Origin of the sequence: Kitasatospora sp. NPDC101183 (assembly GCF_044767945.1) — a bacterium.
Lineage (GTDB): Bacteria > Actinomycetota > Actinomycetes > Streptomycetales > Streptomycetaceae > Kitasatospora.
Genome location: NZ_JBIWOW010000024.1, coordinates 30,509 through 50,555, shown reverse-complemented (window position 1 = coordinate 50,555; position 20,047 = coordinate 30,509). Strand labels below are relative to the sequence as shown.

Below are 20,047 nucleotides of genomic sequence, written 5' to 3'. Positions count from 1 at the left end.
AGGAACCCTCAACACCCATGACCGTCAACCGCCTGCGCCCGCGCCGCTCCTGTCTCGCCGTGCCGGGCAGCAACCCGCGCTTCCTGGAGAAGGCCCAGGGCCTGCCGGCCGACCAGGTCTTCCTCGACCTCGAGGACGCCTGCGCCCCGCTGGTCAAGGAGAGCGCCCGCCACCACATCGTCGACGCCCTCAACAACGGCGACTGGAGCGGCAAGACCCGCGTCGTCCGCGTCAACGACTGGACCACGCACTGGACGTACCGCGACGTGATCACCGTCGTCGAGGGCGCCGGCCCCAACCTCGACTGCATCATGCTGCCGAAGGTCCAGGACGCCGGGCAGGTCAAGGCGCTGGACCTCCTGCTCACCCAGATCGAGAAGACCATGGGCTTCGAGGTCGGCCGCATCGGCATCGAGGCGCAGATCGAGAACGCCAAGGGCCTGATCAACGTCGACGCGATCGCCGAGGCCTCGCCCCGCCTGGAGACCATCATCTTCGGCCCGGCCGACTTCATGGCCTCGATCAACATGAAGTCCCTGGTCGTCGGCGAGCAGCCGCCCGGCTACGGCGCCGACGCCTACCACTACATCCTGATGCGCATCCTGATGGCCGCCCGCGCCAACGACCTCCAGGCGATCGACGGCCCGTACCTCCAGATCCGCAACCAGGAGGGCTACCGCGAGGTCGCCCGCCGCTCGGCCGCCCTCGGATTCGACGGCAAGTGGGTGCTGCACCCGGACCAGGTCGGCGCCGCGAACGAGATCTACTCGCCCTCCCAGGAGGACTACGACCACGCCGAGTTGATCCTCGACGCGTACGACTACTGCACCTCCGAGGCGGGCGGTGCCAAGGGCTCCGCGATGCTCGGCGACGAGATGATCGACGAGGCCAGCCGCAAGATGGCCCTGGTCGTCTCCGGCAAGGGCCGCGCCGCCGGCATGCAGCGCACCACCAAGTTCGAGATCCCGGAAAGCTGAGGACCTGAGCCATGCAGTTCGGACGCACCTACGAGGAGTTCGAGGTCGGGGCGGTCTACAAGCACTGGCCCGGCAAGACGGTCACCGAGTACGACGACCACCTCTTCTGCCTGCTCACCATGAACCACCACCCCCTCCACATGGACACCAACTATGCGGAGAGGACGACGGACTTCGGCAGGAACGTCGTGGTGGGCAACTACATCTACTCGCTGCTGCTGGGCATGTCCGTCCCGGACGTCTCCGGCAAGGCGATCGCCAACCTGGAGATCGAGTCGCTGCGCCACATCGCGCCGACCTTCCACGGCGACACGATCTACGGCGAGACGACCGTGCTCGACAAGTGGCCGTCCAAGTCCAAGGACGACCGGGGCATCGTGTACGTCGAGACCAAGGGGTACAAGCAGGACGGCACGGTCGTCTGCATCTTCCGCCGCAAGGTGATGGTGCCGACCGAGACGTACATCAAGGCGCGCGGCGGCGAGCAGCCCGGCCGCCCCGAGCCCCTTTCCTAGCCCTCCCCTCCACAGAGACCCCGGAGGGGAAGGCCGCCGTCATCGGCCGACCCCCACCCGGTCGGGGGCCCTGCTGCCGCAGCCACGCCGGCAGGGCCCCCGGAAATCCCCCCCCCCCGCCACTTTTCGAACTTCCGGAGCCGCACGATGGGACGCCTCGCACAGACCGACGGCCTCACCGAGATCCAGCGGGACATCCTCGCCACCGTGCGGGATTTCGTCGACAAGGAGATCATTCCTGTCGCGACCGAGCTGGAGCACAAGGACGAGTACCCGACCGCCATCGTCGAGGGGATGAAGCAGCTCGGCCTCTTCGGCCTCACCATCCCCGAGGAGTACGGCGGCCTCGGCGAGTCCCTGCTCACCTACGCCCTGGTGGTCGAGGAGATCGCCCGCGGCTGGATGTCCGTCTCCGGCATCGTGAACACGCACTTCATCGTGGCGCACATGATCAACGCCCACGGCACCCAGGAGCAGAAGGACCACTTCCTGCCGAAGATGGCCGCGGGGGAAATCCGCGGCGCCTTCTCCATGTCCGAGCCCGGCCTCGGCTCGGACGTTTCGGCCATCTCCACCAAGGGCGTCAGGGACGGCGACTCCTACGTCCTCAACGGCCAGAAGATGTGGCTCACCAACGGCGGCACCTCCACCCTCGTCGCGGTCCTGTGCAAGACCGACGAGGGCGGCAGCTCCCCGTACAAGAACATGACCACCTTCCTGATCGAGAAGACGGCCGGTTTCGGCCCGAACCCGACCGTCCCCGGCCTGACCGTGCCCGGGAAGATCGAGAAGATGGGCTACAAGGGCGTCGACACCACGGAGCTGGTGCTCCAGGACGTCCGCATCCCGGCCGACCGCGTCCTCGGCGGCGTCCCGGGCAAGGGCTTCTACCAGATGATGGACGGCGTCGAGGTCGGCCGCGTCAACGTCGCCGCCCGCGGCTGCGGCGTCGCCCGCCGCGCCTTCGAGCTGGGCATCTCCTACGCCCAGCAGCGCTCCACCTTCGGCAAGAAGATCGCCGAGCACCAGGCCATCCAGTTCAAGCTCGCCGAGATGGCCACCAAGGTCGAGGCCGCCCACCAGATGATGGTCATGGCCGCCCGCAAGAAGGACTCCGGCGAGCGCAACGACCTCGAGGCCGGCATGGCCAAGTACCTGGCCTCGGAGTACTGCAAGGAGGTCGTCGAGGACGCCTTCCGCATCCACGGCGGCTACGGCTTCTCCAAGGAGTACGAGATCGAGCGCCTCTACCGCGAGGCCCCGATGCTGCTCATCGGTGAAGGAACTGCGGAGATCCAGAAGATGATCGTCGGGCGCCGGCTCCTGGAGGAGTACCGGATCGCCGAGTGACCGGACGGTCCCCCGCACCCCGCGGGGGACCCCTCCGAACCGCCGGTCGACGGGCGTGCGGGCCCGTCCCGGCCGTCCGCCGTGCCACCGGCGGCCCCCGGCCTGGTCCGCCGGGAGCCGGGCACGGCCCGCCGGAAGCGGCCGTAGGGCGTACCGAAGAAGCTGCGCGCCCCGCGGCCGCTTCCGCGCACCCGAATCCGGCCGCTTCGGCCGTTTCCCGGGCGGCCCGTGCTCGTGCGCACGACCCCGGTTCAGCCTCCGGCCGCGCTGAGACAAGCGTCACCAGCCGCGCCCGGTCCCTTGGGAACCGGGACGGGTCGAGCTACGGTCGTACGAGTGGGCGCGTGCACGCGCTCCCACCGGACACATGAACGAGCAGGCGGGTTGCCCACCCACCGTGTGCTCCCGATAGCATCCACCGGGACAGCAAGCCGTCCCTCTATTACCGATCCCGCGGTGGCCCCCGTCCAGCGGCCATGATCCCCCGCGACAAAGGTCTTCGATGCCCATCAGCCCGTCCCCTCACACCTCCGTCACGGACCGCGATGCCCTCGCAGCCCCGGCGGCCGGTCGGCGACCCCGCGTGACCATCGCGCGCGGAGCCACCCCCTGGTTCGTCCCCACCCTCGCCACGGCCGCCGTGACCACCGCCCTCACCCGGCGCAGCGGCACCTGGGCCCTGGCGGCGGTCCCCGCCTGCGCGCTGAGCGCCGGCATGCTGTGGTTCTTCCGCGACCCCGAGCGTGAGATCGGCACGGGCAGAGTGATCTCCCCGGCGGACGGCGTGGTGCAGAGCATCGACGCCTGGCCGGACGGGCGCACCCGGGTCGCGATCTTCATGAGCCCGCTGAACGTCCACGTCAACCGCGCGCCCCTGCCGGGCACGGTGACGTCGGTCGAGCACGTCGCGGGCGGCTTCGTGCCCGCGTTCAACAAGGACAGCGACCAGAACGAGCGGGTCGTCTGGCACTTCGACACCGAGCTCGGCGACATCGAGATGGTCCAGATCGCGGGGGCCGTGGCCCGCCGCATCGTGCCGTACGTCGACGCCGGTACCAAGGTCGAGCAGGGCGAGCGGATCGGTCTGATCCGGTTCGGGTCCCGGGTCGACACCTACCTGCCGGCCGGCGTCGAGGTCGGCGTCGAGGTCGGCCAGAAGACCACCGCCGGGGTGACACGCCTTGACCGTGACTGATCCTGAGACAATCGTCGGCCTGGACGACGAGGAGACGGCCCTGCGCCGCCGCCGCTGGGCGCGCGACCGCGAGCTGCGCGCACCGCGCTCTCCCCAGCACCTGTCCACCGCGGACTTCCTGACCCTCGGGAACGCCGTCTGCGGCTTCCTGGCGATCTACTCGATCACCACCGGGGTCCTCGTCCCGCACATCACCAACCCGGACGCCGCTCCGGACCGGCACAGCGCCGCCACGGCGGTCACGCTGCTGCTGATCGGCTCGATGTGCGACCTCTTCGACGGCCTGGTGGCGCGCAAGCTGCGCTCCTCGGCCCTCGGGGCGGAACTGGACAACCTGGCCGACCTGATCAGCTTCGGCATCGCCCCGGCCTACTTCGTGGCCGTCTGGGGCATGGTCTCCAAGGACTCCAACACCAAGCTGTCGGCGCTGATCGCGCTGACGGTGCTGCTCGCGGTCGTGCTCCGGCTCGCCCGCTTCTCGGCCGTCAAGATGCGGCCCGGGGTGTTCCAGGGCATGCCCTGCCCGATGGGCGCGATGACGGTGATCGCCATCGTGTTGCTCGACCCGCCGTTCCTGCCCGGTCTGCTCGCCATCTTCGGCGCCGCGTACCTCATGGTCAGCCGGATCGAGTACCCGAAGCCGCAGGGGCTGCTGGCCACCGCGACGCTCTGCTGGGTCGTCGTCGCCATCGGCTGCCTGGCGGCCTGGGCGACGGGGCTGCCCGGCGGCGACACGCTGATGCACGTCGGCGCGTTCGCGCAGATCACCCTCGCGGCCATGGCGCCGATGCTGGTGATCCGGCGCAAGGTCGGCCAGAAGGTCGGCGACGTCCGCGCCCGGCGGGCGGAGTCGCGGCTCGGCTGAGCCTGCCGTACGTACGAGGAAGGGCCCGGAACCTCCACGGTTCCGGGCCCTTCCTCGTACTCGTCGCGCGTTACGCCCCGCCGGTGTGCACGCTGAACGCCGAGCGGCGGGCCGCCCGGGCCACGCCCGGGTCCGGGTGCACCCCGGAGACCGCCGTCAGCACCGAGGCCGCGCGCGGGTGCCCGGACTGGCGGGCGCGGGCGAACAGCCGCACCGGGTCCCCCGCCGAGGCGCCCTCGACGTGGCCGACCAGCAGCTCCGTCTCGCCGTGGTCCAGCACCGCCGCCGCCGTGTCCACCCAGAGCCAGGCCGCGTCCTCCGCGCCCAGCACGTCCGCCGGGGAGACGCCCTCGTCGGCGCGCTCGGCCAGCCACAGCAGGGCGTACGGGCGCAGCACCGGCTCGTCCACCGCCGCGCGCACCGCCTGCTCGGCGGGGCCGCCGGCCACCCTCAGCGCCTCGAAGGCGAGGCCGCGCACCAGCGCGTCGTCGCCCTGGGCCGCGTCCAGCAGCTCGGCCACGGCGCGGTCCGCCGGGCGGGCGGCCACCCAGGCGCGGAACTCGGCGCGGGCCGGGCCCGGCGAGTAGTCGGCGCAGGCGTTGAGCAGCTCGAAGGCGCTCTGCTCGATGTGCCCGGCCGCCGTCTGGGCGACGGTGCAGATCTCCTCCAGCTTGGCCCGCACGGCCCAGTGGCCCAGCGGGGACAGCTCGGCGGCCTCGTCGTGGCGGACCACGGCGCCGACGGCCGCCAGGCCGTCCAGCATCCAGTCGAGGACGGCGGCCACGTCGGCGGGGGCGGCCGGGGTGTCGATCTGCGGCTCGCGGCAGGTGCCGCGCACGGCCGAGACGGCGGAGGCGGCGTGCGGCACGGGCGACAGGCCCGGGCCCGCGGCCCCGCCGACCCGGCGCTCGTCCAGGCCCCGGCGCAGCAGCTCCAGCAGCTCGCTGTCCGGGACGGGGGCGGCGACCAGGTGCAGGAAGGACAGCAGCTGGGGGGCCTGGTCCACGGCCTGGCCGGCCAGCACGGCGAACACCCCGCGCAGGGCGGCGGGGGGCACGGGGGCCAGCAGCGTCCAGGCGTCGAACATGGCGGACCAGCCGCGCACCACGGCCTCGTCGTCGTGCTCCCAGGCGTGCAGGCGCCAGCCCGGCCCGGCCCCGGCGTCGCGGGCCTCCACCAGGCCGACCAGCAGGGCCTGGCCCCAGGCCTTGGCCGCCGCGCCGACCGTCATGGCCAGGGCGCGGCCCGCGGCGCGGGCGTCCTCGGGGAGCAGTTCGCCGCGCTTGTCGACCTCGTCCAGCTCGCCGGCCCAGCGGGCGACGCGGACGGCGTCCACCAGCATCCGGCGGGCCAGGGGCGCCAGCTCGGACGGCGCGGGGAAGCCCTCGGGCACCGGGACCCGGCCCCGCCCGGGGGCCGGGGCGGGCCCGCGCCGGCGGGGTACGGCGGCCCGGCCCGGCCTGGCGTCGGTGGGCCGCTGGGCCGTACCGGGGAGACGGGTCACCGTCGCACCGGTACCGATCGTCGGTTGGAGCGGGGCATCACGGTCGCGCGGATTCCGAGACGTCACGTCGAGCAGTCTTCCCCTTGCACCGGCCTTCTGTCACATCCGGTTGTCCGTACGACCGACCGCGCCCGGACGGCACCTCCGCAAGATCGGGCAACAACCGGGCAACAGACGCAAACCGCCTGACCGAAAACGCGTGGCGGGGACATGACGGGTGGGGGCGGGGTCGTCGCGGTGGCCACCTGTTCGGTCACGGTGCGTGAGGAAGCGGTGGTGGTGTCGGGATCGTCCGTCATTGTCGCGCGGGCGGAATTCGGCGGGGCGGGCATTTCGAGTTCCGGTGCGAATCATCGGGGGGATTGCGCGGGAAGTCGGGCGGGCCGACTTCCCGCGTGCGTTGCGGCGGGCTTCCCGCGTCCGTCACAGCAGGGGGGTGAACCAGCGGCGGAGGAGTTCGGTGTAGTGCTCGGGCGCGGAGTTCCACAGGGCGGCGTGGTCGGCGCCCGGGAACAGCTTGAGGCTCACCACGTCCCGGCGGGCGGTGGCCAGGTGCTCGGCCGGGCCGAGCGGGGCGACGGAGTCCTCCGGGCTCTGCAGCAGCAGGGTGGGCACCCGCAGGTCCACGCCCTCGGCGAGGCGGGCGAAGTCGGCGAGGTCCACTCCCGTACGGCCCTCGGCGGCGAGGGCGCCGAGTTCGGCGACCGTCTCGGAACGGCCGGCCCGGAGGGCGTCGCGGCGGGCCGAGGCGGGCAGGTCGAGCACCGGGGAGTCCAGGACCAGGCCGCGGATGGCGTGCGACCAGGCGGAGCGGGCGGCGGCCTGGAGGACCGTGGTCGCGCCGACCGACCAGCCGTACAGGATCACCTTGCCCGCGCCGTGGTCGAGCGCCAGCCGGATCGCGGCCTCGACGTCGCGCCACTCCGTCTCGCCGAAGTGGCTCAGCCCGTCCGGGGAGGCGGGGGCGCCCTCGTCGCCCCGGTACGTCACGGCCACGGCGGGCAGGCCGAGGTGGTGCAGGACGGGGAGCACGGGCAGGGTCTGCTGCCGGTCGGCGCCGGGGCCGTGCACGAGGATCACCCAGGTGCCGCGCTTGCCGCCGAGGCACCAGACGGGCAGGGGGCCCAGCTCGCCCTCGGCGACGGTCTCGGTGAAGGGCAGGCCGAGCGCCTCCATCGGGTCGCCGAGCAGGACGCGCGGGGTGAAGCGGACCTCGGTACCGGGGGCGAGGGTGCCTCGGTCGGCGCGGACGAGGCGGCGGGTGACGCCCTGCTCGTCCCTCGCGATGACCTCTTCGACCACCGCGTGGCCGCCGTCCGCCCACTCCACCGCCCAGCGGCCGGGGCGCAGGCTCTCGGGGCGCCGGGTGAAGGTGACCCGGCCGGCGCCGAGGCTCCGGACGTGGACCGGGCCGGACTCCAGGACGACCGTCTCCGGCCGGACCATCCGCTCCGAGGCCCGGCGGCCGACCACCAGGACGGCGGCGGCCCCGGCGCCCACGGCGGCGGCCGCCACGACGGCCGCGGTTCCCCAACGCATATGTGCTCCCCGCTCTGGTCCCTCTGCGGATCTCGCGATCTGGATCGAGCACCAGTTCACCGGCGGGCGGTGGAGGCGGCCACCGGACTGGGCCGATCGTGTGACCAAACCCTCCGTGACCTCGGTTGACTCCCCGTTGGACCGCGTGGTGGGATTTCGGGGCCAATCGGAGGCATGGAGAGGAAGCCGGTGCGAATCCGGCGCGGTCCCGCCACTGTCACCGGGGAGCACGCTCGGAACATCGCCACGGCGGGCCGTCAGGAGCCGCTGGAAGGCCCGGGCGCGCGTTCGACCCGGAAGCCAGGAGACTCTCGCCCCCGCGACGTCGAGCCAGGGCGCGGACCCTGAGTGAGGACACCCACGCGATGCAGGCTGCCCCGCCGCCGTACCGGCCCTCGAGCTGCCTTCCGCCGTGGTGACGCGCCCGCTGCCCGCTCTGACCGGTGCCGCCGCGTTCGCCGTGGGCGCCGTCGCGGGCTACGCCGCCGACTCCCGCTTCGCCGACCCGCGCCGGGGCCACCCGGTGGCCCTGTTCGGCATCGCCGCCGGCCGCCTGGAGCAGCGGCTGTGGCGCGACGACCGCGCCGCCGGCGCCGCCTACACCGCCCTGTGCGTGGGCGCCGTCGCGGCGGGCGCGCTGGCCCTGGACCGTACGGTCGGCCGCCGCCCGCTCGGCCGGGCCGCCCTGGCCGCCGCCGCGACCTGGACGGTGCTCGGCGGCACCTCGCTGACCCGGGAGGCGCGCGCCGTCGGCCGCTCGCTGGCCGCCGGGGACCTCGCCGCCGCCCGGGAGCGGCTGCCGCACCTGTGCGGGCGGGACCCGAGCGCGCTGGACGGGCAGCAGATCGCCCGCGCCGTCGTCGAGTCGGTCGCCGAGAACACCGCCGACGCCGTCGTCAACGCGCTCGTCTGGGGCGCCCTCGCCGGCACCCCGGGCCTGCTGGCCTTCCGCGCCGTCAACACCCTGGACGCGATGGTCGGCCACCGCTCACCGCGCCACGCCCGCTTCGGCTGGGCCTCGGCCCGCCTCGACGACGTGGCCGGCTGGCCCGGCGCCCGGCTGACGGCGCTGCTGACCGTCGCCGCCGCCCCCGAGCCCCGGACGGCCTGGCGGATCTGGCGGCGCGACGGCTCCTCGCACCCGAGCCCCAACGCAGGCCAGGCGGAGTCGGCCTTCGCGGGCGCCGTCGGCGTCCGGCTCGGCGGGACGCTGCAGTACGGCGCGCGGGTCGAGCACCGGCCCGTGCTGGGCGAGGAGCTGCGCCCGGTGACGGTGGACGACATCGAGCGCGCCTGCACGCTCTCGCGGCGGGTGGGCGCCCTGGCGCTGGGTACGTGCGTCGCGGGGCACCTCGCGATCCGTTGGTGGAGGGGAAGATGAGCAAGGCGCTGCTGGTCGCGGGGACGACCTCGGACGCGGGCAAGAGCGTGGTCACGGCCGGGATCTGCCGCTGGCTGGCCCGTCAGGGCGTACGGGTCGCGCCGTTCAAGGCCCAGAACATGTCGCTGAACTCCTTCGTCACCATGGACGGCGCCGAGATCGGCCGCGCCCAGGCGATGCAGGCGCAGGCCGCCCGGGTCGAGCCGGAGGCGGCGATGAACCCGGTGCTGCTCAAGCCCGGCGCGGACGGGCGCAGCCAGGTGGTGCTGCTCGGCAAACCGGTCGCCGAGGTCGGCGCGCTGGACTACCGGGAGCGCAAGCCCGTCCTGCTGGAGCGCGCGCTGGAGTGCCTGGCGGACCTGCGGGGGCGCTTCGACGTGGTCGTCTGCGAGGGCGCCGGCTCGCCGGCCGAGATCAACCTGCGCGACCGCGACATCGCCAACATGGGGCTGGCCACGGCCGCCTCCCTGCCCGTCGTGGTCGTCGGGGACATCGACCGCGGCGGGGTGTTCGCCGCGATGTACGGGACGCTGGCGCTGCTGTCGGAGGAGGACCAGCGGCACGTGGCCGGCTGGTTCGTCAACAAGTTCCGCGGGGACGCGCGGCTGCTCGCGCCCGGGCTGGACATGCTGCACCAGCTGACCGGCCGTCCGGTGCTGGGCACGCTGCCGATGCTGCCGGGCCTGTGGCTGGACGCCGAGGACTCGCTGGACCTCTCCACGGTCGTGGACCGGGTGGACGGGCGCGGGCCGCTGGGCGCCGACGTGCTGCGGGTGGCCGTGGTGCGCTTCCCCCGCCTGTCCAACTTCACCGACCTGGACGCGCTCGCCCAGGAGCCGGGCGTGCTGGTGCGCTGGGCCACCCGGCCCGAGGAGCTGGCCGACGCCGACCTGGTCGTCCTGCCCGGCACCCGGGCCACCGTCGCGGACCTCGCCTGGCTGCGCGAGCGCGGCCTGGAGCCGGCGCTCAGGGCGCGGGCGGCGGCCGGGCTGCCGGTCCTCGGCGTCTGCGGCGGCTACCAGATGCTGGCGGGCTCGATCGTGGACGAGGTCGAGTCCAAGGCGGGCGCCGTCGACGGCCTCGGGCTGCTGCCGACGCGGGTGCGGTTCGGCGTGGAGAAGGTGCTCGCGCGGCCGGTCGGCGAGGCGTACGGGCAGCGGGTCGAGGGCTACGAGATCCACCACGGGGTGGTGTCCGTTGACGGCGGTTCCGCTTTCCTGGACGGCTGCCGGGCGGGCTCGGTGTGGGGCACCACCTGGCACGGGGCGCTGGAGAACGACGGGTTCCGGCGTGAACTCCTGCGCGAGGTGGCCCAGTTGGCCGGGCGGGCGTTCGTGCCCGCGCCGGACACCTGCTTCGCCGAGGCCCGTGAGGCGCGGCTCGACCGCCTGGGCGACCTGATCGAGGAGCACGCCGACACCGATGTGCTGTGGAAGCTGATCGAGGGCGGGGTGCCGGCGGCCGGCTCACTGCCGTTCGTCCCGCCGGGGGCGCCCGTGGCCGTGGCAACGACTGGGAGTGACGCATGAGTGACGTCCGCTATCCGTTCACCGCGATCGTCGGCATGGCCGACCTGCGGCTCGGCCTGCTGCTGAACGCGGTCTCCCCGGCCGTGGGCGGCGTGCTGGTGCGCGGCGAGAAGGGCACCGCCAAGTCCACCATGGTGCGGGCGCTGGCCGGGCTGCTGCCGTCCATCGCCGTGGTGGACGGCTGCCGCTTCGCCTGCGACCCGGGGGCGGTCGACCCGCAGTGCCCGGACGGGGAGCACGCCGGTGCCTCCTCCGCCGAACGCCCCTCCCAGCTGGTCGAGTTGCCCGTCGGTGTGGCGGAGGACCGGATCGTCGGCTCGCTCGACCTGGAGCGGGCGCTGGCCGAGGGCGTCAAGGCGTACGAGCCCGGGCTGCTCGCGAAGGCGCACCGGGGCGTGCTCTACATCGACGAGGTCAACCTGCTCCAGGACCACGTCGTCGACCTGCTGCTGGACGCCGCCGCGATGGGCCGCTCGTACGTCGAGCGCGAGGGCGTGTCCGTGCGGCACGCGGCGCGGTTCCTGCTCGTCGGGACGATGAACCCGGAGGAGGGCGAGCTGCGGCCGCAGCTGCTCGACCGGTTCGGCCTCACCGTCGAGATCGCCGCGACCCGGGAGCCCGCCGAGCGCGCCGAGGTCGTGCGGAGGCGGCTCGCGTACGACGCGGACCCGGCCTCGTTCGCGGCGCGGTTCGCCGAGGAGGAGCGGGCGCTCGCCGAACGGATCACCGCCGCACGGGAGTTGCTGCCGTCCGTGGAGCTGGCGGATGTGGCGCTGCGCCAGATCACCGCCGTGTGCGCGGCGTTCGAGGTGGACGGGCTGCGCGCGGACATCGTGATGGCGCGCACGGCCGTCGCCCTGGCCGCCTGGGACGGGCGCACGGAGGTGCGGGAGGAGGACGTCCGCAAGGCCGCGCAGCTGGCGCTGCCGCACCGGCGGCGGCGCAACCCGTTCGACGCGCCGGGGCTGGACGAGGAGCAGCTCGACCGGACGCTGGAGGAGCACGCCTCGGACCCCTCGGAGTCGGACGCTCCGGACGCTCCGGACGAGGACCCGGAGCCCGAGGGCGACGGGCCGGGGCCGGACGGTGGCGGGCCCGGCGACGGTCCCGACGGAGGCGGTGGCGCTCCCGAGCCGGTCGACGAGCCGGTCGACGGTGGACCGGAGGCGCCGGACTCCGCCCCCGAGGCCGACGTCGAGGCACCGCCCGTCCCCGCCCAACACCCCTCCCCCGCCCGGGAGTCGGCGCCCGCGACCGCCGGGGACCCGTACCGTACGCGGCTGTTCACCGTGAAGGGCACCGGCCACGGCGCCCAGGGCCGCCGCTCCCCCGCCGAGACCACCGGCGGGCACACCATCCGCGCCCGCCGCCCCCAGGGCACCCTCAGCCGGCTGCACCTGACCGCCACCCTCCAGGCCGCCGCGCCGCACCAGGCGGCGCGCGGGCGGGACGGCCGGGCGCTGGTGCTGCACAAGGACGACTTCCGCGAACAGGTGCGCCAGGGGCGGGAGTCCAACCTGGTGCTGTTCGTCGTGGACGCCTCCGGCTCCATGGCCGCGCGGCAGCGGATGAGCGCCGTCAAGGGCGCGGTGCTGTCCCTGCTGATGGACGCCTACCAGCGGCGCGACAAGATCGGCATGATCACCTTCCGGGGCTCCGGCGCCGAGCTGGCGCTGCCGCCCACCTCCTCCGTCGAGGTCGGCGCGGCCCGGCTGGAGTCCCTGCCCACCGGCGGGCGCACCCCGCTGGCCGCCGGGCTGCTGCGCGCCCACGAGGTGCTGCGGGTCGAGCGGCTGCGCGACCCGAACCGGCGCCCGCTGCTCGTCCTCGTCACCGACGGCCGGGCCACCGGCGGGCGGGACGCGCTCGCCCAGTCCCGGCGCGCCGCCTCGCTGTTCGCGGCGCAGGGCACGGCGTCCGTGGTGCTGGACTGCGAGTCCGGGCCGGTGCGCCTGGGCCTCGCCCGTACGCTGGCCGGGGTGCTCGGCGGCACCGCCGTCAGCCTGGACGAGCTGCGCGCCGAGGGCGTGGCCTCGCTCGTCCGCGAGAACCGTGCCACTCCTTCGATGCGAAAGGCGGCCTGAGCCGACATGCCCAAGGGTGTCCCCGAGAGCGTTCCCGACGACGGCCTGACGACCCGCCAGCGCCGCACGCAGCCGATCACCGCCGTGCACACCGGCCCCGGCAAGGGCAAGTCCACCGCCGCGTTCGGCATGGCGCTGCGGGCCTGGAACCAGGGCTGGTCCGTCGGGGTGTTCCAGTTCGTGAAGTCCGCCAAGTGGAAGGTGGGCGAGGAGAACGCGCTGCGCGTGCTCGGCGCCTCCGGCGAGGGCGGCAGCGTCGACTGGCACAAGATGGGCTCCGGCTGGTCCTGGATCCAGCGCTCCGCCGAGCAGGAGATGACCAGCGAGGAGGCGGCCAAGGAGGGCTGGGAGCAGGTCAAGCGCGACCTCGCGGCCGAGACCTACCGCTTCTACGTGCTCGACGAGTTCACCTACCCGATGCACTGGGGGTGGATCGACCCGGAGGAGGTCGTGGCGGTGCTCCGGGACCGCCCGGGCAGCCAGCACGTCGTCATCACCGGCCGGTACGCGCCCGAGGCGCTGACCGAACTCGCCGACCTGGTCACCGAGATGACCAAGGTCAAGCACCCCATGGACGCCGGCCGCAAGGGCCAGCGCGGTATCGAGTGGTGACCCTCTCTTGAGCAACATCCCCCGGCTCGTCATCGCCGCGCCCTCCTCGGGCGCGGGCAAGACCACCGTCGCCACCGGCCTGATCGCGGCGCTCGCCGCGCGCGGGCTGGCCGTCTCCCCGCACAAGGTCGGCCCCGACTACATCGACCCGGGCTACCACGCGCTCGCCGCCGGGCGGCCCGGGCGCAACCTGGACGCCTTCCTGTGTGGGCCCGAGCGGATCGCCCCGCTGTTCCTGCACGGCGCGGCCGGGGCGGACGTCGCGGTGGTCGAGGGCGTCATGGGCCTCTTCGACGGGGCCTCCAGGCGGGGGGAGTTGGCCTCCACCGCGCACGTGGCCAAGCTGCTGCGGGCGCCCGTGGTGCTGGTCGTGGACGGCTCCTCGCAGTCCCGCTCGGTGGCCGCGCTCGTCCACGGCTTCGCCTCCTGGGACCCGGAGGTCCGCCTCGCCGGGGTCATCCTCAACCGGGTCGCCTCCGACCGGCACGAGCAACTGCTGCGCGAGGCCCTGGAGGAGGGCTCCGGCGTGCCCGTGCTGGGCGCGCTGCGCCGCTCGGCGGCCGTGGCCACGCCCTCGCGGCACCTCGGGCTGATTCCGGCGGTGGAACGCTCGGCGGAGGCGCTGAAGGCCGTGGCGGACATGGGGGAGCTGGTCGCGTCCTCCGTCGACCTGGACGCACTGCTGGAACTCGCCCGTACGGCACCGGAGTTGGACGCCCTCCCCTGGGACGCCTCCGCCGAGGTCGCCGCCGTGGGCGGGCGGCCCCGGATCGCCGTGGCGGGCGGGGCGGCGTTCTCCTTCTCGTACGCCGAGAACGCCGAACTCCTGGGCGCGGCGGGCGCGGAGGTCGTGCCCTTCGACCCGCTGCACGCCACCGCCCTGCCCCCCGGCGCCTCCGGGCTGGTCATCGGCGGGGGCTTCCCGGAGCTGTACGTACGGGAGTTGAGCGGCAATGCCCATCTCCGGGACTCCATCCGGGAGTTCGCCGCGGCCGGCGGGCCGATCGCCGCCGAGTGCGCCGGACTCCTCTACCTCGGGCGGGAGTTGGACGGCCTGCCGATGTGCGGGGTGCTGGAGACCACCTCCCGGATGACCGAACGGCTCACCCTCGGCTACCGCGAGGCCGTCGCCCTGCACGACTCCCCGCTCGGCCCGGCCGGCACCCGGCTGCGCGGGCACGAGTTCCACCGCACGGTCTGCGAGCCGGGCGAGGGCGAACTCCCCGCCTGGGGCTGGCGCCTGCCCACCGGCCCGCGGCGCGAGGGCTTCGCGGGCGGCAACGTCCACGCCTCCTACCTGCACCTGCACTGGGCGGGGGCGCCGCAGCTCGCCGCCTCCTTCGCGACGGCGGCGGCGAAATTCGCGGCCACCTCCGCGCCCGCGCCGTAGGCTCCCCCGCATGAACGTGATCGTCCTCAACGGGGGCTCCAGCTCCGGCAAGTCGAGCATCGCCCGCCGCCTGCAGACCCTCCTGCCGGACCCGTGGCTGCACCTCGGCGCCGACACCCTGGTCGGCGCCCTGCCGCCCCGGCTGGTCGGCGGCGCCGAGGGCATCGGCGGCGTCGACACCGGGGACGGCACCGTCGAGGTCGGCCCCGCCTTCGCCGCCCTCGACGCCGCCTGGACCCTCGGCGTCGCCGCCATGGCCCGCGCCGGCGCCCGGATCATCGTCGACGAGATCTTCCTCGGCACCACCACCTCCCAGGCCCGCTGGCGCGACGCCCTCACCGGCCTCGACGTCCTCTGGGTCGGCGTCCACTGCTCCCCCGCCGTCGCCGCCACCCGCGAGGCCGCCCGCGGCGACCGCGTCCCCGGCATGGCCGCCACCCAGGCCACCACCGTCCACACCGGCGTCCACTACGACCTCGTCGTCGACACCACCCGCACCACCCCCGACGCCTGCGCCCGCACGATCCTGACCCGGCTGACCGACCGCTCCTGACCGGCCCCCTCGGTCAGGCGTCGGTGTCCTTCGGATGCCGCGACGACGCGTACACGAGGTGGACGGTCCGCGCCGCCTCGTCCACCACGTACCGCACCCTCCCGCCGGCGGTCACCTCGTACTCCCACTGCGGCAGTTCGGCTCCCCCGACCAGGCGGGTCGCCAGGCGCCCGCGGAGCCGATGCTGACGGTCCAGGTCGTGGGTCGCGATCGGGTTCGCCCGCAGGGCCTCGAAGCACCGCCGTGCGTTGCCGGGCGCATCGGCGCACAACTCCCCCCACCCCTTCGCGGCTTCGGTCGTACCGAATCGCAGGCGCCACTCGCCACCGACCGGTGGCGGCGGAACGTCATCACCACGCTTCGGGCTCACGGGGCGGTCACCTCGCCGTGGTCGTCACCGGGAAGCGGCCTCGTGAGCTCCGCAGCCAACGCCGGGTCCGCCAGAATCCTGGCCGTCGCGCGCCATTCCACGATCGTCCGGTGCAGGTTCGCGTGCACGTCCAGATCGGCGACGTCCCGCGCGGCGCCCACGAGGTCGACGACGAACTCCCGCACCTCCTCGGCCGGCAGGTGCCGGACCCAGGGGAAGACCGCCGGCAGGGCCAGCAGCACGGCCCGCGCGCCCTCGTCACTGCTGATCAGAGCGGCGAACAGGCGCGCGGTGATGTCGGCGGTCTCCTCGCGCTCGCGGTCGTGCCGCTCGGTCGTCAGGTAGAGGTCCTCACCGTCTCGTCGAGCAACGTGCACGCGCTGAGCCCGCTCCACGGTGTCCGCCACGCGCTTGGAGTTTCTCGACAGGTCTGAGAACGAGACGGTGAGAGTCGACATATGTCCACGATACTTCTGAACACATTCCGAAGTCAACGGGGATCGCGGCCGGACGAGCCCCTCAGCGTCGCGGTCCCGCAAGGGCGTACGCCACGGTGCCGGCCGCCGCCAGGGCCCAGGCCGTCGCATTGGACGCCGCTGTGCCGGGCGGGAAGACCATCCAGTTGAGCACCTCTCCCATGGTGCCCCGGGGAGGCGAGACCAGCAGGGAGAGCGCGAACCAGCCGGTCGGCAGGGTCCAGGCGAGCTGCGCACCGCACAGCGCCGCCCCGAGCGCGGCCAGGCCGGCCAGGCCCGCGCTGTCCCGGACGACGACCTCGGTGGGGGCGAGTCCCGCTCCCGCAGCCTGGAGCGCCGACAGAACCGCACCGGCGACCACGCCGATCAGTACGGTGTGCGCCGCCCGGCGGGGCACCCACCGGATCGCCGCCGTCCGTTCCAGCACGGCGTCCCGCCCGCCGAGCCCGACGGACGCGGCCGTCACGCTCGCGGTGAGGACCAGCACCGCGATCCCCAGGTTCGCCGAGTCCGCGCCGTCCCTGCTGAGGACCAGCACCGCCAGCGCGACGAACGCGACCGCGGCCGACGAGGCGGGCACCTGTCGTGAACGGGCGTACAGGACCAGCCACCTCATCGCGACGCCTCCCCCGCCATCACCCGGAGCCGGCTGTACCCCGTGCAGGACAGGGCAGCGGCGCGCAGTTCGGCGATCTCCGAGCGCTGCTCGGCCGGTGACAGTGCCGTCAGGTGGCGCCAGGCCGCGTCGGCCTCTCCCCAGATCCTCAGCGAGTACGCGTCGCCGCCCCTCTCCTCCAGCGGTTGGAGCCGGGGATCACGGAGGGCCCAGCTCACGGCGACGCTCTGGGCGGCCACGTCGGCGCTCCCGCCGCCCTCCCGGTCGCTGTTCCCGTTGCAGTTCGGTGCCAGGCCCTGGGCGATCAGCGCGCGGGTCAGTGACTCACCCGTCGCGTCGGCGAGCAGCCGTTCGTCGAAGTCGACCAGCACCACGTCCCCGGAGAGTTCGCGCGGATCGCCCAGTGCGCGCGGCCTGGTGTCCTCCCGCACCTCCTTCGGTGCCCGGTCGCCCAGAACCTCGTGCAGCACGCGCAGCGCTTCCTTGCCGCTCGGCGCGAGCGCGGGCAGGCGTGAGCGGCTCGCCTGCGTCACGCACACCGGTCCGTCGCAGACCGGAGCGGCGGCGGCCTTGTCGATGACGTAGGTGTCGCGCGGGTCGGCCGGGAGCACCGGCAGGGCCAGTGCCGCACCGACCAGCACGGGGACCATCGCGAGCAGCCTGGCCCGGCGGGTCACGGCCGCCAGCAGGGCGAAGCCGGTGCCGAGCAGGCCGAGCAGCCACAGCGCCTGCCCCAGGTGCACGGAGCCGGACAGGGTCAGCAGCATCTGCCGTGGCTCCGCGACCGTCGGGGACAGGAGCGCGAGGCGGTTCGGCGCGATGCCCGACGGCGTGGCCCCGTCACTCCTCTGCCGCAGGAGACCCGTCAGCACCAGGGCGCCCACCACCAGGGCGGGCGGCGTGAACACGGACGGAAGCGCCTTCGCGACACCCATGCCGAACACCGCCCCCGCGACGAGGGCCAGCGCCGCCACGCACGAGATCGGCAACCAGCCGAGTGGCGTGTAGGCGGTGGCGCCGAGAGCCACCTGGACTCCGCCCACGAGGGTCAGGAGGCCGAAGCCCGAAGCCAGCGGGAGCGCCGTCGCACCGGACGGCAGCGCCGCGCGGCGCCAGGCCGGCAGCGGCGTGGTCGACAGCAACTCGGCCATCCGCGAGCGGTGGTCGCGCAGCCCGTACACCGCCCCCACGCCCACCACGAGCGGCCACCAGAAGGCGAGCAGGTAGCGGGTCCACATGGCCATGGACGTCCACTGCGCCGTCCATCCCGCGGTGCCCTTCCACCAGATCCCGTCGATCAGGCAGAACACCGCCAGACTGCCGGCCAGGACGACGACACCGGCCCACGGGGCGGCGGAGCGCTTCAGTTCGACACGCAGGACACGCCCGATCACCAGGCACCTCCCCGCAGGCCGGAGTCGCTGAGCAGCGCCGAGTAGCCACGCTCCAGAGGGCTGTCCCCCGGGTGCTCGGGGCCGCCCGCCGCGGCCAGTGCCTCCGGCGTGCCCTGGAAGACGAGACGGCCGTCGGCGAAGAGCACCACGTCGGAACAGGCGGCCGCGACGTCCTCGACCAGGTGGGTCGAGACGACCACGCAGGTGTCGCGGCCCAGTTCCTGCAGCAGCTCGCGGAACCGCAACCGCTGGGCCGGGTCCAGGCCGGCGGTCGGCTCGTCCAGCAGCAGCACCGCGGGGTCGTTGACGATGGCCTGGGCGATGCCGGCCCGCCGCACCATGCCACCGGACAGCGTCTTCATCCGGTGGTCAGCGCGGTCCGCCAGACCCACCCGTTCCACGGCCCGCTGGACGGCCGCGGGCACCTGCGCCTTCGGCACCTCCTTCAACCAGGCCATGTACTCGACGAACTCACGCACCGTGAAGCGCTTGTAGTACCCGAAGTCCTGCGGCAGGTAGCCGATCCGGCGGCGCAGCGCCCGGTGATCGCCCAGCCCGCCCACGGCGGTGCCGAGCAGCTCCAGCTCACCGCCGGCGGGGCGCAGGACGGTGGCCAGTGCCCGGATCAGGCTGGTCTTTCCGGCTCCGTTGGGCCCCAGGAGGCCGTGGGCGCCGATGCCCAGGGAGAGGTCGAGCCCGTCGACGGCCATCTTCTTCCGTCCGACGCGCACCCTCAGGCCGGCGGCGCGTATCTCCCAGGCGTAGGTCTTCGGCGCGGTGTCGGCCGCGCTCGTCGTGAGCGTCATACGTGGTTCCTTTCGAGGGCTGACGGCGGTTTCACGGTTCGACGGTCCTTCACCGCGTCGAGTAGGCGTTCCTGCGGGCGATCACGGCGCCGATGCCGAGCGCGAGGAGCAGCCCCCACACGGGCAGGCGGTCCGCCTCCAGGACGAACTGCCGGACGAGGAGGACCCTGCCGGTGACCCACGCGGGTACCACCACGGCCGCGCCCCACACGGCCGCCAGCCCGACGGCGGCGCGGGTCACTCCGACCGTGCTGCCCAGCGCCAGGGCGGTGGAGGTGAAGGCCAGGGAGGGCAGCAGCCACTGCGCGGCCGTCGTGCTTCCGGTCAGCCATCCCCCCACCAGGAGCCCGGGCAGGACCACCGCCAGCACCGCCGTGGCACGTCGGAGGATCAGGGGCAGGCCGGCGCGGGCGGTCGAGACCGTCAGTTCGTACGCCGGGTCCAGACCGGGCGACCAGGCTGCGGCGACGGCGCACAGCGGCAGCACGGGCGCGAACAGCGTCACGGGCGAGGCGTCGCCGAGGAACGTCGGGGCGGCGACCGCGGCCAGCAGCAGCGCGATCAGGGTGACGACCCCGATCATCGCGAACCACGGGCCCATGACCGGCGTGAACCAGGCCGAGATCCAGCTCGGGCGGTGTCGGCGGACGGTCGCTCCGACGGCCGGTCCGACAGACGCGTCCAGGTGCGGCTCCAGACCGGCCCGGACGGTGACGAGGAACGCGGCGACGTCGGGCGCCTCGGCGCTCACGGAGTCCGCCAGCCGGCTCCGGCACGGCGCGCACGTCTCCAGATGGGCCTCCAACGCCCACACCGTGTCCGCGGCGATCGTCGCGTCGCCCCGTGCGTAGTCGTCGATCAACCGCTTCGACGCGTGGTCCCCACTCATGC

19 protein-coding genes and 1 riboswitch are annotated in these 20,047 nt (G+C 74.0%); of the genes, 11 read left to right on the top strand and 8 right to left on the bottom strand.

The genetic code is table 11. The annotated features are described in order from the left end of the window. Positions 1-17 precede the first annotated feature (17 nt). From ACIRRS_RS29185 to ACIRRS_RS29165, 5 genes are all read left to right on the top strand, one after another. The gene (locus tag ACIRRS_RS29185) at positions 18-977 is read left to right on the top strand and encodes an HpcH/HpaI aldolase/citrate lyase family protein (protein ID WP_402976722.1); all 960 of its coding nucleotides are present in this window, start codon (positions 18-20) and stop codon (positions 975-977) included. An 11-nt stretch (positions 978-988) separates the two neighbouring features. Further along, positions 989-1,492, top strand: coding sequence for a MaoC family dehydratase (locus ACIRRS_RS29180; RefSeq protein ID WP_402976720.1), 504 nt, complete (start codon positions 989-991; stop codon positions 1,490-1,492). Between the two features lie 147 nt (positions 1,493-1,639). Next, positions 1,640-2,842, top strand: a complete 1,203-nt coding sequence (locus ACIRRS_RS29175) for an acyl-CoA dehydrogenase family protein (protein ID WP_402976717.1) — start codon at positions 1,640-1,642, stop codon at positions 2,840-2,842. Positions 2,843-3,344: 502 nt separating this feature from the next. Then, a complete protein-coding gene (locus tag ACIRRS_RS29170) occupies positions 3,345-4,037 on the top strand; it encodes a phosphatidylserine decarboxylase (protein WP_402976714.1) in 693 nt (230 codons plus the stop codon). After that, positions 4,024-4,902: a CDP-alcohol phosphatidyltransferase family protein gene (locus ACIRRS_RS29165; protein ID WP_396287298.1), complete on the top strand. Its 879-nt coding sequence runs from the start codon at positions 4,024-4,026 to the stop codon at positions 4,900-4,902. Before ACIRRS_RS29170 ends, ACIRRS_RS29165 begins: the two co-directional genes overlap by 14 nt. Positions 4,903-4,972: 70 nt before the next feature. Here the strand turns inward: ACIRRS_RS29165 and ACIRRS_RS29160 are convergent, their stop codons facing one another. After that, entirely contained in the window at positions 4,973-6,406 is a 1,434-nt protein-coding gene (locus ACIRRS_RS29160) for a hypothetical protein (RefSeq protein WP_402976711.1), read from the bottom strand. Positions 6,407-6,829: 423 nt separating this feature from the next. Then, positions 6,830-7,945, bottom strand: a complete 1,116-nt coding sequence (locus tag ACIRRS_RS29155; protein ID WP_402976708.1) for an alpha/beta hydrolase family protein — start codon at positions 7,943-7,945, stop codon at positions 6,830-6,832. A 178-nt stretch (positions 7,946-8,123) separates the two neighbouring features. After that, a riboswitch (cobalamin riboswitch) is annotated at positions 8,124-8,256 on the top strand. Positions 8,257-8,357: 101 nt separating this feature from the next. Here ACIRRS_RS29155 and ACIRRS_RS29150 point away from each other — a divergent pair. The 6 genes from ACIRRS_RS29150 to cpt are packed head-to-tail and all read left to right on the top strand — an operon-like array spanning position 8,358 to position 15,494. Then, on the top strand, positions 8,358-9,326 hold the full coding sequence (locus tag ACIRRS_RS29150; RefSeq protein WP_402976705.1) for a cobalamin biosynthesis protein: 969 nt from the start codon (positions 8,358-8,360) through the stop codon (positions 9,324-9,326). After that, the gene (locus ACIRRS_RS29145; protein WP_402976702.1) at positions 9,323-10,855 is read left to right on the top strand and encodes a cobyric acid synthase; all 1,533 of its coding nucleotides are present in this window, start codon (positions 9,323-9,325) and stop codon (positions 10,853-10,855) included. Before ACIRRS_RS29150 ends, ACIRRS_RS29145 begins: the two co-directional genes overlap by 4 nt. Beyond that, positions 10,852-12,939: a putative cobaltochelatase gene (locus ACIRRS_RS29140; RefSeq protein WP_402976699.1), complete on the top strand. Its 2,088-nt coding sequence runs from the start codon at positions 10,852-10,854 to the stop codon at positions 12,937-12,939. The genes ACIRRS_RS29145 and ACIRRS_RS29140 overlap by 4 nt, the downstream gene beginning before the upstream one ends. Before the next feature lie 6 nt (positions 12,940-12,945). Further along, the gene (cobO, locus tag ACIRRS_RS29135) at positions 12,946-13,551 is read left to right on the top strand and encodes a cob(I)yrinic acid a,c-diamide adenosyltransferase (RefSeq protein WP_402976696.1); all 606 of its coding nucleotides are present in this window, start codon (positions 12,946-12,948) and stop codon (positions 13,549-13,551) included. Between the two features lie 7 nt (positions 13,552-13,558). Then, on the top strand, positions 13,559-14,941 hold the full coding sequence (locus tag ACIRRS_RS29130) for a cobyrinate a,c-diamide synthase (protein ID WP_402976693.1): 1,383 nt from the start codon (positions 13,559-13,561) through the stop codon (positions 14,939-14,941). Between the two features lie 16 nt (positions 14,942-14,957). Next, positions 14,958-15,494 (top strand): chloramphenicol phosphotransferase CPT, encoded by a 537-nt coding sequence (gene cpt / locus ACIRRS_RS29125; RefSeq protein ID WP_402976899.1) that lies wholly within the window; start codon positions 14,958-14,960, stop codon positions 15,492-15,494. 13 nt (positions 15,495-15,507) lie between these two features. On the opposite strand, the gene ACIRRS_RS29120 is transcribed toward cpt, so the two are convergent. From ACIRRS_RS29120 to ACIRRS_RS29095, 6 genes are all read right to left on the bottom strand, one after another. Next, complete coding sequence (locus ACIRRS_RS29120; protein ID WP_402976691.1) at positions 15,508-15,864, bottom strand: hypothetical protein; 357 nt, start codon at positions 15,862-15,864, stop codon at positions 15,508-15,510. Beyond that, positions 15,861-16,271, bottom strand: coding sequence for a prevent-host-death family protein (locus tag ACIRRS_RS29115; RefSeq protein WP_402976688.1), 411 nt, complete (start codon positions 16,269-16,271; stop codon positions 15,861-15,863). The genes ACIRRS_RS29120 and ACIRRS_RS29115 overlap by 4 nt, the downstream gene beginning before the upstream one ends. Positions 16,272-16,383: 112 nt before the next feature. Continuing rightward, complete coding sequence (locus ACIRRS_RS29110; RefSeq protein WP_402976685.1) at positions 16,384-16,956, bottom strand: hypothetical protein; 573 nt, start codon at positions 16,954-16,956, stop codon at positions 16,384-16,386. Beyond that, complete coding sequence (locus tag ACIRRS_RS29105) at positions 16,953-18,350, bottom strand: hypothetical protein (protein WP_402976683.1); 1,398 nt, start codon at positions 18,348-18,350, stop codon at positions 16,953-16,955. Before ACIRRS_RS29105 ends, ACIRRS_RS29110 begins: the two co-directional genes overlap by 4 nt. Next, positions 18,347-19,156, bottom strand: coding sequence for an ABC transporter ATP-binding protein (locus ACIRRS_RS29100; protein ID WP_402976680.1), 810 nt, complete (start codon positions 19,154-19,156; stop codon positions 18,347-18,349). The genes ACIRRS_RS29105 and ACIRRS_RS29100 overlap by 4 nt, the downstream gene beginning before the upstream one ends. A 49-nt stretch (positions 19,157-19,205) precedes the next feature. Next, positions 19,206-20,045 carry a zf-HC2 domain-containing protein gene (locus tag ACIRRS_RS29095; protein WP_402976677.1) on the bottom strand — a complete coding sequence of 280 codons (840 nt, stop codon included), beginning with the start codon at positions 20,043-20,045 and terminating at the stop codon, positions 19,206-19,208. Positions 20,046-20,047 lie beyond the last annotated feature (2 nt).